Origin of the sequence: Gordonia alkanivorans NBRC 16433, assembly GCF_000225505.1 — a bacterium.
Classification (GTDB): domain Bacteria; phylum Actinomycetota; class Actinomycetes; order Mycobacteriales; family Mycobacteriaceae; genus Gordonia; species Gordonia alkanivorans.
In genome coordinates this window covers 197627-212439 of record NZ_BACI01000056.1, presented here as the reverse complement: position 1 = coordinate 212439, position 14813 = coordinate 197627, and the positions used below count along the sequence as shown (strand labels likewise).

Genomic DNA, 14813 nt, shown 5'->3' with positions numbered 1-14813 from the left:
CGGCACCGGCGGCTCCACCGGCCGCATCACCTGCGCCCGCGCCCGCGCCGGCGCCGGCGGACCCCGGAAGCGCACCCGTCCCGGATACGAACCCCGCCCCGGCGAATCCCGGACAGCCGAGCACGGGAGGCGATTCGGGCGGCGGCCGGCCGGGCGGTGTCCTGCAGGTGCCCGGCAAGATTCTCGACGGCACCGGTCAGGTCCTGTGTGGCGTCACCCGTGTCGTCTGCTGAAGCCGGGCGGGTGACTGCCTCGCCCTCGCCGACGGTCGGTGATCGTCGGGACTCCGTGTCGGTGTGGGTCGACGACGTCCTCGACCGTGCGCGCACGAGGCTCCCGCTCTGCGCGATCGCCGTCGGCTTCCCGGGAAGCGGACGCACCGGACTGCTGAACGTTGTGTCCGAGGGGTTATGCGAACTCGACGTCCCGGTCAGCGTCGGCATGCCGACCGGGGGCGATTCGGCCGGTCCGACGGTGGTCCTGGCCGACGACCTCCACACCTGGCCGAGTGACCTCGTCGCACGGATGGCGACGATGGTCGATGCCGGAACCATCGGACTGATCGCCACGGCGGAACCACGTGAAACCGACCCGATCCTCCGCGCGGTGCTGGATCTCGCCCGCCGCTCCGCCACGGTTCTCGACCTCGGCACGATGAGCACGGCAGACGTGCTCATCCGCGCGGCTCGGGCCGGTCTCACACTCACACCGGCAACCGCGTCGCAGATCCGCCGACGCTGTGGTGGCGTGCGCAATGTCGTCACCGCTGCGCTGCTCGCGATCCGGGAAGAAGCCGCGGCCGCGGGACTCGGAGAGACCGTCGACGAGCCGGCGGTGGTCGAACGCGTGGCGCGCGACCATCACCATCGCCTGCTCCGGGGCCTCGATCCGACGACCCTGTCCGTCCTGGCCCTCGCGTCGTCACGCGCGCCGCTGGACCCCGAGAGTCTGGCCGAGACACTCGACGTTCCCTACGAGACGGCGGTCGAGGCACTCGACCGGGCGCGGGGGAGCGGCCTGCTGCGCGGAGCCGACGTCTTCGTGTCGGCCGCTGCCGATCCACTGCGATCGGTAGTCGGGAACCGGCGCCTCGAGCAGCTCCGCCGCACGTCGATCGCGGTGCGGCTGCGGGCGAGCGAACTGACCGTCGACGACGCGTTGCATGCCGCGGAGTCGGGGATCGAGGACCCACGGCTGGTCGACACCCTGCTCGCCGGTGCGGTTGATGCCGGCGCGGCGCGCGCGGTGGTTCTGCTCCGTGCCGCCGATCGCGTCGAACCGGGGCGTGACGACGTCCGTCTTCTGATGGCCCAGCGCGCCTTGGCTTCTGGCGATGCCGACGGCGCGGGTGAGGTCGCGGACATCCGGCTCGAGTCCGCTCATCCCGCGGAGAAGGGGATCGAGTGCTGGGTGGGGATCGCTGCTCTCGTCGCGGCCCAGCGCGGTCTCGGTTCCCACGCGGCTGATCTCTACCGTTGGCTCGGTCCGGACCACGTTGCGGCCGAATCCCTTTCCGCGGTCACGGCACTCGTGGCGGTCGGGGACCGTGCAGGTGCCGCGGCGGTCGCGGCCGCCGACGGTGGACGCCCGCCCGTGGGTGCTCGAGCAGTGCGGTCGCTGGCGGCCCGGGGTCTGCTCGCGTCGGTCTCCGATGACTTCGGAGATGGCGACGGCGTGGCCGGCGACGCGGTCGGTCTCGTGGTCCGCGGGCTCACTGCGACCATGCCGGGCCGGTGGGATCCGGCGGCCGCGAGAACCCTGCACGCCGCGACCGCACTGGCGTTGAACAGCGGCGACCTCAACGCGGCCCGCGCACTTCGGAAAGCTGCGGGTGACTGCGCGACGGGGACCCTGCTCGATGCCGAGATCGCGCTGACCGGCGGTGACCTCGAGACGGCCACCCGTCTGCTGCCGACCGCCGAGCCCGCCGGTGCGGTCGACCGGCTGCGGGTGCACGCCGTCCGCCTCGGCCTCGCTCATCGCCACGGCGACACCTCGGCGCTCGCCGCGCTGTGGCCGGAAGCGTCGGCATTGCTCGCCGCGACCGAGGTCGACCTCTATCTCCTGCGATCCCTCGCCGAGTTCTGGCAGGTCGCTGCGCGTCTTGACGACACGGCGTCGATCGACCGGTACATCGCTGCGGCAGACAGGTTGCTCGATGCACTGGACAACCCGATGATCTGGGCGGCACCGTGGCATTTCGCCGGAGTCCAGGCAGCGGTCATCGCCGGCGATGCCGAGCTCGCGACCGGGCGACAACGACACCTCGACTCGATCGCTGCGCGCAACGCGAGCGCATCAGGTCTCGTGACGGCCGCCCGCGCGTGGTCGGCGCTCACCTTCGAACAGGCCGGCACCATCGACGACGCGCAGGTGGCCGACGCGATCGCCGCGCTGCGGTTGCGCGGATTGGATTGGGAAGCAGGCCGTTTGGCGGGGATCTCGGCGCTACGTTCCGACGACCCGCATGCTACGGCGGGCTTACTGGAGACGGCCCGGTCGGTCGACGCGGATCGGCGGCGCCCCCGACCGGTCGACGGCCTGTTGACCGAGCGGGAGGCCGAGGTCGCGCGAGAACTTCTGCAGGGTTTCACGTATCGCGAGATCGGCGCCCGGCTGTTCATCTCGGCGAAGACCGTGGAGCACCATGTTTCCCGTATTCGACGCCGATTGGATGCCGGGTCGCGTTCGGAATTGATGGCCGCGTTACGAGCCGCGGGATATAGCTGATTTAGGACATATTCATTCCCACAGAAGAACAATGTGAGGGTCGTGCGCTCTGTCCGGATTGTCGCGAATCGATGTTGTTCGATTGAATATTCGCCAATTTCAATAGTGTGATGTGTTCCTCAAGGGGGGTGGTACCTCTACTTTTCGTTTGTTACGTTCGCCGATGTCCATAGATCGAAATATAAATGGAGGTCGGGAAACACATGAAACGTAATCTGATACGTGTGACCACTGTCGGTGCAGCTCTCGGAATCGCGGGACTCATCGCGCCTGCCGGGGCAAATGCCGCGCCGGTGGACGAAAACAATTGCGCAAAGGTTTCGAGCCCGGGTAGCCCCGCCGGCTGGGGAAATACCTTCTCCGATGAGCGGGGCCAGGCCGGAAAGCATTCCGACGTCAAAGTCAACGACGATGACGGATCACTGCAGTTCGTGACCACCGGCGACACGCCACGACAGGCTTCCTACCACACGGCCGGCCGGCTGCCGCTCGCTGACGTGGCAAAGAAGCCGTTGACATAAAAGTCCGACGGCCAGGCGAACTGGCAGATCCGACTGCTTGACGCAGAGAGCGGGGAACCGGACGGCTTCGCCACGCTGGTGTGGTCCGCCCCGGAGGGAAAGGCGAAGGCTGACCCGGCCGGCTCGAACGAGTGGTGGGCGACGAGAGCCTTCCCCGGTATCCCGAAGGGCTCGAACGCGACCTTGGACAAGTTCATCGAAGCCGCTGGCGACAAGGCCGTGGTCAACGACTACGGCATCTCGAGCCAGCCCACGAGCAAGGCCGGGACCGTGAACATCGACAACGTCTCGTTCAACGGTTGCACCACGAACTTCACGGCCACGGATGTTGCCGGTGGCTTCGGCTCGCTGGAGAATCTCTTCCCCTGATGCGGTGATTCGAGCTCATATCCCAGCGCTTCTCCCCGCTGGTCGAGCTCGTCGAAACCACCGCAGGCCCCGCGACCGTCTCGGTCGCGGGGCCTGTGGTGTTTCCAGTGATCAGCAGGCGTCCTCCACTCACCACTGGTCGAATCCGACGTTGGCTTGCGGGAAGCCGGTGTCGATGTGGCTGTTCATCCAGTACTGCTGCGACTGGGGTCCCCAGATACCGCTCATCCCGGTGTTCACGTTGTACTTGTGGTTGGTGAGCTGGTAGTTGGCGGTCGGGCCGAAGAGGCCGATACGGTACATGGCGTCGACGTCGAGATGATTGTTGAACGGTGCGACGGCCGTGATGGTTTCGCTGGCACCGGGGTAGAGGACCTGCTTCGGAGCGTTGACCCACTGGCCGCCATCGGCATTGCTGCCGATCAGGTATTCGGGCTTGTCGGTGTGGTTGGTGATCGTCATCGCGACCGTCGGCTCTCCCGGGCGGGTGATCGGCATGGTGCCGGCGTGGGCTGCTCCGGCGGCACCGAGTGCGATGCCGGTGGCGGCGGCGAGTCCGAGGGTTCCGGCTGCGATGCGGGACGCGATCTTCATGGGGTTCTCCGAGTCTCTGAGGTGGGGTTTCTCTGTTTGTGGTTGTTCCGGGCTGTCCCGGTGACACCAATGACTTTCCTCGGAAACGACCCCGCCGGGATTCCGCCGACCGGGTGATCCACCGGTGGATTCGCGCATCCACCGATCGGTGGACAGGGGCAGAGGCCAGCGCTGAAAACCGCCCCAACGGATCCGCCCCCGAAAGGCACCCCCCACAGCCCGCCCGACGACACCATGTCGCCGAATCCGCTGTACAGGGCGGGTTTCGGGGGCGCTTCCCAGTGGCGGAGTCAGACCTCGCGCGCTGGCACCTCGACCACGACGGCGGTCCCGCCGCTGGGCCGGTTCTCCAGGGAGAACGTGCCGCCGACCCCCTCGATGCGTACTCGCCGCGAGGCCAGGCCGATGTGGCCGGCGGCCTGGCGTCGTCGCATAAGTTCCTCGACCTCGTTGGAGAGTCCGACGCCGTCGTCGACGACCACCAGCCGCGCGACCCCGTCGACGAACTCGGCCGTGACCTCCGCCGTCTCGGCGTCGGCATGCTTGACCACGTTGGTGAGGAGCTCGCGCGCCGCGGCGAACAGCAGCGAATCGGCGGTTGTGCGGAGCTCGGTAGGCCAGGCGGCAGTGTCCACCGAGATCGACGGTGCGCCGGCGCGACTGCCGTACGACGAGGCGAGGTCGGTGAGGGCGACGGCGAGGCCGGCCTGCTCGAGGACCGCGGGGTGCAGTTCGCTCAGTGTCGACCGGAGCAGCCGTGCCGAGTCGCGCAGGGCGCCGTCGACCCGGTCCAGGGTCACCGGATCGGCCGAACCCCGCAGTGTCGCAAGCTCTTGCCGTGCGGCGAGCACATACTGCAGGGCGCCGTCATGGAGGTTGTCGGCGAGGTCGCGGCGCTCGCGTTCCTCGATCTCCATCGTCGCGTCGAGCAGCCGGGCCCGTTCGGCGGCGAGCGATCCGATGGTCGTCACCCGTGACCGTTGCAGCTGGGACAACAGGACCGCCCCGACCGCGAGAGCCGCGACGACGAGGATGCGCAGGACGATGATCGACCACGGCTCGCCGTTCGAGTCCCGGGCGAGGATGTTCGCGACCGCGTAGACCACCACGGTCGACGCCACGACCATCGCGCAGAGGCGCGGCTGCAGCGAGATGGCCGCGATCATCGGGACCAGAGCGAAGCCGGCGATCAGCGCATCGGTGGTCCAGCTGACCTCGTTGGACATACCGGCGACGACGGCCAGGATCGTCAGCAGCAGAAGGTCGATCGGCAACGCGATCCACGAGTAGCGGACCATCCAGGACTGGTGACTCCGGGCCACGACCGCTCCGGCGACACACCATGCCGCATAGAGAACGGCGGTGACGACGCTGAACACAGCCGCATGGTCGGGCGGATCCAGACAGACCGTCAGGAGCACGAAGAGTGCCAGGAAGAGTCGCAGGAGCACCTGGATCCGGATTCCGCGGATCGCGTGGTCGACGAGGATTCGGTGGATACGCGGCTCGTCGGCGAACTCGCCGAAGCCGAGATAGACGGTCAGACCGGCGATCTCGACGTCGGAGTTGCGCATCACCCGCCGGTTATTCGAGAAGGCCACGACGCATCGCCTCGGCCACCGCGGCGGCACGGTCGGAGACCCCGAGCTTCTCGTAGAGACGCTGGGTGTGGGTCTTCACGGTCGCGGCCCCGATGTACAACTCGGCGGCAACCTGCGGAATCGACTGTCCGCGTGCGAAACCGGCGAGGACCTGCCGTTCGCGTTCACTCAGGGCCGGTGCGTCCCGCTGGGTCTGGGCTCTAATCTCCCCGGCCAGGCCGGCCGCGAGCCCCGGGGGTACCACGGTCTCGCCCTTGGCGACCCGGGTCACCGCGCCGACGATCTCGTCGCGGTCGGCATCCTTCGACAGGTAACCGGCGGCGCCCTCCTGCAGCGCCCGGAAGACGATGGGTCCCTCGGTGACCGCGGACAGCAGGAGGACACGCGTCGGCAGCTTGTCGCGGGTGACCGCGTGGGCCAGCTCGACGCCGGTCATCCCCGGCATCTGATGGTCGACGACGGCGACGTCGGGGTTCTCGCGCCGGATGAGTTCGAGGCCGGCGGCGCCGTCAGCGGCCTCGCCGACCACCCGCACCCGACCGCTTTGCGTGAGACCCCGCGACACCCCGTCCCGGAAGAACGGGTGATCGTCGACGACGACCGCGGTCACGAGGGTTTCCATCGCCCCAGAATACGGTGCATACAACGCGTTTCACCCGGTTACACGGGTTTCGGGGCCTTACTCGGCGTGCTGCTCCTCGATGAACTCGAACAGACGGAACTCCGAGCCCGGGTCGGTGCGCGAGGCGGTGGTCGGCGTCCGGTTGCCCGCGTCGGCATGGATCCGGGCGACGATCTCGGGGAGATCACCGTCGAGCGTGTAGGCAGCCATGTACCGGGGGGTGGCCTCGGGATCGGCCGACTTCTATCGCACCGCGCTCGTGACGCCCTCCGTTGCAAGTATTTCCGGAAGGTGATGGGTGGTGTACCACTCGTTGAACTCGTCCTCGACGGACTCGTCACGCGGATGGGTGAAGGCGATGTAGAGGCCTCGTGCCATGGTCTTTCCGCTTTCTCGAACCGGGATCTGATCAGGCGGACGGGAGTTCGGCCGGGGGAAACAGGCCCGCGCGGGACAGCTGGCCCGGCACCGTCGTCCCGAGCATCTCGCCGAGCCGGCGGGCGCCGTCGATGAGTACGGACGGGTCGACGCCGGTGTCGCATCCGCTGCGGTCGAGGAGGTACCAGAGGTCCTCGGTGGCGATGTTGCCCGTCGCGGCCGGGGCGAACGGGCATCCCCGATACCGCCGAGGCTCGCGTCGAGGGCCGACGCCCCGAGCTGCAGCGCAGTGAGAGCGTTGGCATAGCCGGTGTTCCGTGTGTTGTGGAAGTGCCAGCGCAGCGGCATCCCGGGGGCTTCCCGGCGGGCTGCGTCGGCCAGTGCGACGACCTGTGCCGGAACTCCGACGCCGATCGTGTCGGCCAGGGCGATCTCATCGGGCTGTACATCGCTGCACCGTCGGAGCAGGTCGGCCACCCGCTCGACGGGGACCTCGCCCTCGAACGGGCAGCCGAAGGCGGCGGCGATGGTCACGGTGGTCTTCAGGCCCGCATCCGATGCCCGCTTGGCGAGACGATTCCACAGGTCGACGCCCTCGTCGGTGCTGGTTCCCTGGTTGCGCCGGCTGAAGGTGTCCGACGCGACGACCACGATGTTGACCTCGTCGAGACCGGCCGCGATGGCGCGATCGAGTCCGCGCTCGTTCAGGACCAATCCGATCCAGGAGACCTCGCCGCGCGGCAGGGCAGCGGAGACCGCCTCGGCATCGGCCATCTGCGGGACCCGCTTGGGATGGACGAAGCTCGTCGCCTCGATTCGACGGAGACCCGCTGCCACCAGATGATCGATGAGTTCGAGTTTGGTCTCGGTCGGCAGGAGCGTCGCCTCGTTCTGCAGGCCGTCGCGCGGCGATACCTCGACGATCGTGACCGACTCGGGCGTGACCGACGAGGAGGTTACGGAGGACGGGTGTGGGGCATGACTGTGTCCGGCTGCTCGGACGCCGTGTTGTTTGCCATGCCCGGATGTTCCCCCAGCCGCAGAATGTATGCAAGTGGACGGACGTCATGTGTCCATTACGTAAGAAGTTCCAGTAATTAACGAGTTTTCGGTTGTAGGCCGACTGTCGCCGGGCTAACATGTATGCAATCTAGGAGGTAAGAGTGTCTCAGGCATCACAGCGCGCCACGGATCTCCTCCGCGCGAAGATCCTCGAAGGTCGATGGAAACCGGGTGATCGGCTCGCCGAGGTCGAACTGGCCGAGATCCTCGAGGTCAGTCGTACGCCGGTGCGAGAAGCGCTGTCGCGATTGGCCGTCGAGGGTCTGGTCGAGATGTCCCCGAACAAGGGCGCCCGCGTGGCGACCTGGTCGGAGGCCAGGCTGAACGAGATCTTCGATCTCCGTTTGCTTCTCGAGCCGGTGGCCACCGGCAAAGCGGTGGGCCGGCTGAACGACGACGAGATCGACGAACTCGAAGAACTCGCCGTTCGTATGCACGAGCACGGCCGCCCCGGTGGAGATCGTGACTTCAGCGAGATCGCCCGGTTGAACCGCAAGTTCCATGCGACGTTGATCGAGAAGGCCGAGAGTCTGCAGCTCGAGGCGACGCTGACGTCGGTCCGGCACATCTCCTTGGCGACCCGCAACTACCAGCACTTCACCGAGGACAGCTTGTCGCGCAGCCTTTCTCATCATTTCGAGATCGTCGCGGCGGTCCGGGCCGGCAACTCCGACTGGGTGGAGGCGGTCATGCGCTGCCACCTGCACAACGCCCGCACCGCGATGCTGGGCGCGATGAGCAACCCGACCATCGGTACAGACAACACCCGTGACGGCATCGGCGCCATCCTCGCCTGACGCCCCACCGACGTAACCAGACCGACCCGGAGAACATCCGGAACCCACTCCGACAGACCACATACCGCTTGCGAACAAAGGGGCCGTCGACGGCCCGGTGACCCCTTCTTCATCCCGAGCGCCCGCGCAAACCCCTGCGTGTGGTGGCGATGACGCATACATCCATCCGGCCCGGCGCATCGGACTCCCAACGAACAGGAAGTACGAGATGAGCAACGAGACCATTCAGACCGCCCCCGAGCACGACCAGGTCGGACCGCTGTCCGATCTGCGCGTCGTCGAGATGGGCCAGCTCCTGGCCGGACCGTTCTGCGGCCAGCTGCTCGCCGATTTCGGCGCCGAGGTCATCAAGCTGGAGGATCCGGGCCGTGGTGACCCGATGCGTCAGTGGGGCCGCAAAAGCGCTCAGGGACAGTCACTCTGGTGGCCTGTCGTCGGCCGGAACAAGAAGTCGGTGACCTGCAACCTGCGGACCCCGGAAGGCCAGCAGATCGCCCGCGACCTGATCGCGACCGCCGACATCCTCATCGAGAACTTCGACCGAGGAGTGCGCCGCGTTCACCAAGGCGGTGCACGACTCACCCGACCTGAAGTCGTACAGCGTCGCCACCCTCCGCATCGAGAACTTCGCCGGGGCCAGACGAACAAGTTCAACGAGGGCATGGCGCAGGCCATCGCACAGAAGGCCGACGCGATCGTCCTGCTGGGCATCGAGCCGGCCATGCTGTCCGGCTCGCTCAACGACGCTGCGCGCGCGGGCATCCCGGTCATCAACGCCCTGTCGGGTGACGCATCGGCGCCGCTGGCCAACGGCGTCTTCGCGAACGTGAGCGCCGACTACACCGCCGACGGCGCCTCCCTCGCCGCATGGACGCTGGTCGACTCCAACTGCTCGGCGTCGACGTTCTTCGCGCAGCCGACCGCGATCGAGATCTACCAGAACATGGCCAATGGAGCCGAGAAGGTCTACCGCGAGAACTGCCCGGACGACTGCTCGCTGGACATCCAGGAGATCGACCTGGCCAACGCCGCGACCGACCTCCCCCAGAAGGTCGAGACGGCGATGAAGCGCAACCCGGACACCACCTACGTGATGACCAACTGGGACTCGGGCGTCACCTTCGTCGAGCCGACCGTCGCCATGACCAACCCCGACGCCAAGATCCTCGGCCGCGACGGCATCGCGACCAGCCTCGACTCGATCCGCTCGGGCAAGGGCCAGGACGTCACCATGGCGGCCCCGCCGGAGGCGTGGCTCGGCTGGGTGATGGTCGACAACGCGGTGCGCGCGGTCACCGGCGCCCAGCCCTCGGGCATCGTCATCCCCACCCGTCTGGTGGACGAGACCAACATCGGCGGCTCGAACGCCGAGGTGAACCCCAATTACAAGGATTTCCAGAACTCGTTCAAAGAGGCCTGGTCCAAGAACTGATCCGCGCGCGGGCTGAGCATGCCCGCGGCACACACACGGAGACATCATGAGCAATGACCTCGGCACCGCTGCGGCGCCCCCCTCACGCCCACCGGCGATCCAGAAGTCACCGACCGAATCGGTGGCGGGCTCCACAAGAGCCCGCCAGAGCACATCGTTCGTGGAACGCTATGCGCTGGTAGGACTCCTGGTGCTCGCGTTCGCGCTGCGCGCCGTCTTCCTGCCCGAGTTCCGGTCGACGGGCATCGTCTCGGCGATGGTCAACTCGCAGGCGATCATCCTGCTCCTCGCGCTGGCCGCGACCCTGGCGCTGCGGACCGGTGACTTCGACCTCGCCATCCCGGGCGTCATGGTCACCAGTGCGTGTGTGGTCGCGGTCATGTCGACCAACGGGTACTCGCCGGCCGCGGTGATCCCGGCTGCTCTGGCGGTCGGGCTCATCGTCGGCCTGATCAACGCCCTTCTGGTCGTGAAGGTCGGGGTGGACTCGTTCATCACGACACTCGGCATGTTCACCGCCCTCTCGGGCATCGGATACGCCATCACGGGGTCCAAGATCGTCACCGGCGTCCCGGACTTCTACGTGGAGCTCTCGCGGGCCAAGCTCCTGGGCCTGCCGATGACCACCTGGTACGGCTGGCTGCTCGTGGCCGTGCTGTGGTTCGTGTACCAGCGCACCCCGATGGGCCGCTACATGCTGTTCATCGGCGGCAACCGTGATGCCGCTCTGCTGGCGGGTATCTCGGTGGCACGTATCCGCACGATCACCTACGTGGTCTCGGGTGTGGCCGGTGCCCTGATCGGCATCATCCTGGTCGGCAACCTCGGCGCGATCGATCCCGGCATCGGCAGCCAGTACCTCCTGGCCCCGTTCGCCGCGACGTTCCTCGGTGCCACCGCGATCACCGTCGGCCGCTTCAACGCGATCGGCACCCTCGTCGCGGTCTACCTCCTGGTCGTCGGCATCACCGGCCTCCAGCTGGCCGGCGCGGCATCGTGGGTCAGCCCGCTGTTCAACGGTCTGGCACTGATGATCGCCGTCGCCCTCGCCAAGCTCGTCGGCAAGCGTCGCGGAGCCGCGTGATGACGCCGGAGTCGGCGGCCGCCACCCTCCCGGGTCGGGGAGGGGGCGGTACCGCGGGTCCCGCACTGCAGATCGAGGGTCTGTCGAAGCAGTTCGACGGCAACTACGCGCTGCACCCGCTCGACTGGGAGGTCAAGCGCGGCGAGGTTCACGCCCTGTGCGGACAGAACGGCAGTAGCAAGTCGACGATGATCAAGTGCCTGGCCGGTTACTACCGGCCGGACAGCGGTCGGGTGCGTCTGTTCGGTCGCGAGCTCGACCTGCCGGTGCGCAACCCGGCCGAGCACGGCATCGCCGTCATCCATCAGGACCTGGGTCTCGCCCCGGAGATGACGGTGCTCGAGAACATCGGCGTCGCAACCGGTTACGGCACCCGTGGCTTCGGCTGGGTGCGTGATCGCCAGGAGGCCAAGGCCTGCCGCGAGATCGCCGAACGTCTCGGCATCGAGCTGCCGCTCAACACCTTGGTCGCCGACCTCAGCCCTGCGCAGCGTGCGCTCGTCGGTCTGGTCCGAGCGGTTCGCGCGCTCGGTGACGGGCACGAAGGTCACCTGTTCATTCTCGACGAACCGACGGCGTCGCTGTCGCACAGCGAGGCGGCACAGGTCACCGCCATGATGCGCAGTGTCGCCGAACTGGGTTCGAGCGTCATCTTCGTCAGCCACCGGCTCAGCGAGGTGCTCGACGACTGCGACTCCGTCACCGTGCTGCGTGACGGCAAGCGGGTTCTCACCCGGTCCACCGCGGGACTCACCCGCTCGGACCTGGTCGCCGACATCCTCGGACGGCGGCTGACGGACTACTACCCGGATCCGCCGGAACGCGCCGGTGCCACACCTGCACAGCTCGTGCTGGAGAACGTGAGTGGCGGTGTGGTGAAGGATCTCTCGGTCACCGTCGAGAAGGGCGAGATCGTCGGGTTCACCGGCCTGGCCGGCATGGGTCACGAAGAACTGCCGCTGGTCCTGGCCGGCAAGCTGCCGCGCACCGGGGGCACGGTCACCGTCGACGGCACCACCGTCGAACCGAACCGACCCCGGGCCGCCATCGCCGCCGGCCTGGCGTTGGTCCCGGGCAACCGTCATCGCGACGGAGTCTGGCTCGACGCATCCGCCGCCGAGAACGTCACGCTGCCGAGCCTGGGTTCGTTCACCAAGTTCGGTGTCGCGACCAACTGGCGCAAGGAACGGTCGACCGCGGTCGACCTCGTCGAGGAATCCGGTGCCGTTCCGGCGCAACCGCATTGGCCGATCCGCCAGTTCAGCGGCGGCAACCAGCAGAAGATCGTGTTGTCCAAGTGGTTGCACCTCGACCCGACCGTGCTCCTGCTCGACGAGCCCACCCAGGGCGTCGACGCCGGTGCGTCACGTCAGCTGTTGGACCGGGTCGCCGACCTCGCCGCCGACGGTGCGTCGGTCCTGGTGTTCTCCGGTGATCACGAGCAACTCGCGGCGATCTGCCACCGTGTCCTCGTCCTGCACCATGGAGAGGTCGTGGCAGAACTGCCGCGGGCCGAACTCAGCGAGCAGGCTCTCCTGGAGGCGTGCGAACAGAAGGTGGAGGTCGTCGCGTGAGCGATCACGGGAACACGGTCACCGACGCGGACGGCATCGCCGCCGACTACGCGAAGGCGGGATTCGGTGGCGCGCTGGGCTGGGGTTCCCGGCCCGCGCTGCTGATGATCGACATGATCGAGGCCTACTTCCGGCCGGGATCGCCGTTCTGCCTTCCCGATCCGGAGGTCGTCGACCGGTGCGCCACGCTCCTGGAGGCCGCTCGCCGTGCGGGCATCCTGATCGTCCACACGCGGGTGGAGTACACGCCCGGCCTCGCCGACGGCGGTGTCTTCGTCCGGAAGGTGCCCGCACTGGGTGTCCTCGAGGCCGGTCATCCGGACGGCCTGGGTGAGTTCGTCGAGCCGCTGCGTCCGCAAGCGGGCGAGGTCGTCGTGGTCAAGCAGTACGCCTCGGCGTTCTTCGGCACGTCGGTCGCGGCAACACTGGTCGCCAACGGCGTCGACTCGGTGCTCGTCGCCGGCGTCTCGACCTCGGGGTGTGTGCGTGCGAGTGCCACCGACGCCATGCAGCACGGGTTCATCCCGAAGGTCGTCGCCGATGCCTGTGGGGATCGCAACCCCGCGGTGCACGACGCGAATCTGTTCGACCTCGACGCCAAGTACGCCGACGTCATCGATCTCGACACGGCGTGCGCGCGAATGGCGTTCACGGACTGACCATCCAGGCGCCCCGGACGGCGCCACCGCGCACGATCCCCCACGTGGCGCGACGGTGCCGCCGGGCGTGTCCATCACGTCGACGGGTCGAGGATCACTCCATACATGCCCACCATCCCCCGGTGGTGGAGCGATCCTCGTGGGTCCTCGTCCGGATGGACACCGCACGGCCGGTGACGATCTCCCAATGTCGTCACCGGCCGTTGTGTCTTTTCCGGGTCGGCGCCTCAGCTCGCGGAGTCGGTGCGAGTGGGTGCCGTCACCGTGATGAACCGGGCCGCGGTCTCCACGGCCTGGCGGGCCTCGAAGGACAACCGCGGCATCAGCTGGAAGACATGCCCCTGGTCCGGCCACGCCTGGATCACCGAAACGCCACCGGCACCCACGATCTCGGCGTGGGTGGCCCGGGCATCGGCACCCATGACCTCGAGGGCCCCGTACTGGATGAGCGTCTTGGGAAGCGTCATCCCCGGGGTCAGACGGATGCGCATGCGCGGATGGTCGGGGTCGGCGGTCCGGGTGTACAGACGGAGGATCTTGCGCGCGGTGACCGCGTTGATGATCGGGTCGTGGACGCCGCTGCGCTGATTGTCCACCGCCAGATCGAAAGTCGGGTCGTAGAGCGGGGAGAAGAGCACCATCGAACCGGGCTGCGGGGTGCGGGTCGCGTGGTTGACGGCGAGGATGTCGAGCGCGAGGTGTCCGCCGGCGGAGTCGCCGGCGATCACGATGTCCTCGGCGCGATAACCCTGTGCGAGAAGCCACCGGTAGCCCCGGATCGCATCGTTTCCCGCGCAGGGCCACGGATGTTCGGGACCGAGCCGGTAGTCGAGGCTGAATGCCGACAGCTCCGTCAGATTGCCCAGTCGCGCGACGAGCCCGCGGTGGGTGCGCGGGGAACACACCACATATCCGCTGCCGTGGAGGTAGTAGATGACCCGGCTGCCCGGTCGCGGCTCCGCGGCACGACGACCCGTCACCCATTCACCGCGGATCTGGCCTCCGCGGAACGTCTCGCGAACCGGCACGACGCTCGTCCCCGACGGCGGCGGGTTGAGCCGTTCGATGGTCAGGTTGAGTCCGGGGCGGGCCCGCTGGATCATCTGCGCCGTCACCCACGGATGGCTTCGCCGCGCGGCGAGCATCATCGGCCAGGTCACGCGGGCGAGGTAGGCGTTGACGGCACGTGACCGACGGGATCCGTGCGGGTTCACACCGAGTCGGCCGAAGGGGTTCTCGTCGTCCGCGGGCGGGGTCGGGGCACCGCCCGTGATGGAAGTGACGCTCATCACCCGACGGTATCGGTACCGGATGTCCGATGCGCGGCGATCGTCTGCGGTGACACCGGACCGCGACCCCGCCGCGATCGAGTGGCCGCCGCGATGGATCC

14 protein-coding genes and 2 pseudogenes are annotated in these 14813 nt (G+C 67.9%); 9 read left to right on the top strand and 7 right to left on the bottom strand.

Features of this window, described 5'->3' with window-relative positions; all coding sequences use genetic code 11:
- The 4 genes and pseudogenes from GOALK_RS24240 to GOALK_RS24590 all read left to right on the top strand — a co-directional run.
- Positions 1-233, top strand: a pseudogene (locus GOALK_RS24240) (Hsp70 family protein); the annotation flags it as partial.
- Positions 234-243: 10 nt separating this feature from the next.
- Positions 244-2730, top strand: a complete 2487-nt coding sequence (locus tag GOALK_RS24500; protein WP_040004125.1) for a helix-turn-helix domain-containing protein — start codon at positions 244-246, stop codon at positions 2728-2730.
- Positions 2731-2954: 224 nt separating this feature from the next.
- Positions 2955-3251 (top strand): hypothetical protein, encoded by a 297-nt coding sequence (locus GOALK_RS24595; protein ID WP_306302398.1) that lies wholly within the window; start codon positions 2955-2957, stop codon positions 3249-3251.
- A gap of 78 nt (positions 3252-3329) precedes the next feature.
- A complete protein-coding gene (locus tag GOALK_RS24590) occupies positions 3330-3620 on the top strand; it encodes a hypothetical protein (protein ID WP_006358889.1) in 291 nt (96 codons plus the stop codon).
- A gap of 129 nt (positions 3621-3749) precedes the next feature.
- On the opposite strand, the gene GOALK_RS10980 is transcribed toward GOALK_RS24590, so the two are convergent.
- From GOALK_RS10980 to GOALK_RS10960, 6 genes and pseudogenes are all read right to left on the bottom strand, one after another.
- Positions 3750-4214 carry a hypothetical protein gene (locus GOALK_RS10980; protein ID WP_006358888.1) on the bottom strand — a complete coding sequence of 155 codons (465 nt, stop codon included), beginning with the start codon at positions 4212-4214 and terminating at the stop codon, positions 3750-3752.
- Positions 4215-4504: 290 nt separating this feature from the next.
- Positions 4505-5788 (bottom strand): sensor histidine kinase, encoded by a 1284-nt coding sequence (locus GOALK_RS10975; protein WP_006358887.1) that lies wholly within the window; start codon positions 5786-5788, stop codon positions 4505-4507.
- A 10-nt stretch (positions 5789-5798) separates the two neighbouring features.
- A complete protein-coding gene (locus GOALK_RS10970; RefSeq protein ID WP_006358886.1) occupies positions 5799-6437 on the bottom strand; it encodes a response regulator in 639 nt (212 codons plus the stop codon).
- A gap of 57 nt (positions 6438-6494) precedes the next feature.
- Positions 6495-6647, bottom strand: a complete 153-nt coding sequence (locus GOALK_RS24230; RefSeq protein WP_006358885.1) for a hypothetical protein — start codon at positions 6645-6647, stop codon at positions 6495-6497.
- Positions 6648-6680: 33 nt separating this feature from the next.
- On the bottom strand, positions 6681-6815 hold the full coding sequence (locus tag GOALK_RS24495; RefSeq protein ID WP_269724175.1) for a DUF4286 family protein: 135 nt from the start codon (positions 6813-6815) through the stop codon (positions 6681-6683).
- Positions 6816-6846: 31 nt separating this feature from the next.
- Positions 6847-7739, bottom strand: a pseudogene (locus tag GOALK_RS10960) (hydroxymethylglutaryl-CoA lyase).
- Positions 7740-7978: 239 nt separating this feature from the next.
- Between GOALK_RS10960 and GOALK_RS10955 the strand changes: the two are divergent.
- The 5 genes from GOALK_RS10955 to GOALK_RS10935 all read left to right on the top strand — a co-directional run bounded on the left by GOALK_RS10955 (position 7979) and on the right by GOALK_RS10935 (position 13423).
- Entirely contained in the window at positions 7979-8674 is a 696-nt protein-coding gene (locus tag GOALK_RS10955; RefSeq protein ID WP_006358883.1) for a GntR family transcriptional regulator, read from the top strand.
- A 208-nt stretch (positions 8675-8882) separates the two neighbouring features.
- Positions 8883-10106, top strand: a complete 1224-nt coding sequence (locus tag GOALK_RS10950; RefSeq protein WP_006358882.1) for a CoA transferase — start codon at positions 8883-8885, stop codon at positions 10104-10106.
- Positions 10107-10152: 46 nt separating this feature from the next.
- Complete coding sequence (locus tag GOALK_RS10945; RefSeq protein WP_006358881.1) at positions 10153-11190, top strand: ABC transporter permease; 1038 nt, start codon at positions 10153-10155, stop codon at positions 11188-11190.
- Positions 11190-12764: a sugar ABC transporter ATP-binding protein gene (locus GOALK_RS10940; RefSeq protein ID WP_006358880.1), complete on the top strand. Its 1575-nt coding sequence runs from the start codon at positions 11190-11192 to the stop codon at positions 12762-12764. The genes GOALK_RS10945 and GOALK_RS10940 overlap by 1 nt, the downstream gene beginning before the upstream one ends.
- Positions 12761-13423, top strand: a complete 663-nt coding sequence (locus tag GOALK_RS10935; protein ID WP_006358879.1) for an isochorismatase family protein — start codon at positions 12761-12763, stop codon at positions 13421-13423. The genes GOALK_RS10940 and GOALK_RS10935 overlap by 4 nt, the downstream gene beginning before the upstream one ends.
- A 227-nt stretch (positions 13424-13650) precedes the next feature.
- Here GOALK_RS10935 and GOALK_RS10930 read toward each other — a convergent pair whose 3' ends face one another.
- Positions 13651-14712: an alpha/beta hydrolase gene (locus tag GOALK_RS10930; protein WP_006358878.1), complete on the bottom strand. Its 1062-nt coding sequence runs from the start codon at positions 14710-14712 to the stop codon at positions 13651-13653.
- Between the last annotated feature and the right edge of the window lie 101 nt (positions 14713-14813).

Coding starts and splice junctions, on each gene's coding strand:
- GOALK_RS10975 (WP_006358887.1), bottom strand. CDS start 5,788: ATGCGCAACTCCGACGTCGAGATCGCCGGTCTGACCGTCTATCTCGGC.
- GOALK_RS10930 (WP_006358878.1), bottom strand. CDS start 14,712: ATGAGCGTCACTTCCATCACGGGCGGTGCCCCGACCCCGCCCGCGGAC.
- GOALK_RS10945 (WP_006358881.1), top strand. CDS start 10,153: ATGAGCAATGACCTCGGCACCGCTGCGGCGCCCCCCTCACGCCCACCG.
- GOALK_RS10980 (WP_006358888.1), bottom strand. CDS start 4,214: ATGAAGATCGCGTCCCGCATCGCAGCCGGAACCCTCGGACTCGCCGCC.
- GOALK_RS10940 (WP_006358880.1), top strand. CDS start 11,190: ATGACGCCGGAGTCGGCGGCCGCCACCCTCCCGGGTCGGGGAGGGGGC.
- GOALK_RS10950 (WP_006358882.1), top strand. CDS start 8,883: ATGAGCAACGAGACCATTCAGACCGCCCCCGAGCACGACCAGGTCGGA.
- GOALK_RS10970 (WP_006358886.1), bottom strand. CDS start 6,437: ATGGAAACCCTCGTGACCGCGGTCGTCGTCGACGATCACCCGTTCTTC.
- GOALK_RS24230 (WP_006358885.1), bottom strand. CDS start 6,647: ATGGCTGCCTACACGCTCGACGGTGATCTCCCCGAGATCGTCGCCCGG.
- GOALK_RS24495 (WP_269724175.1), bottom strand. CDS start 6,815: ATGGCACGAGGCCTCTACATCGCCTTCACCCATCCGCGTGACGAGTCC.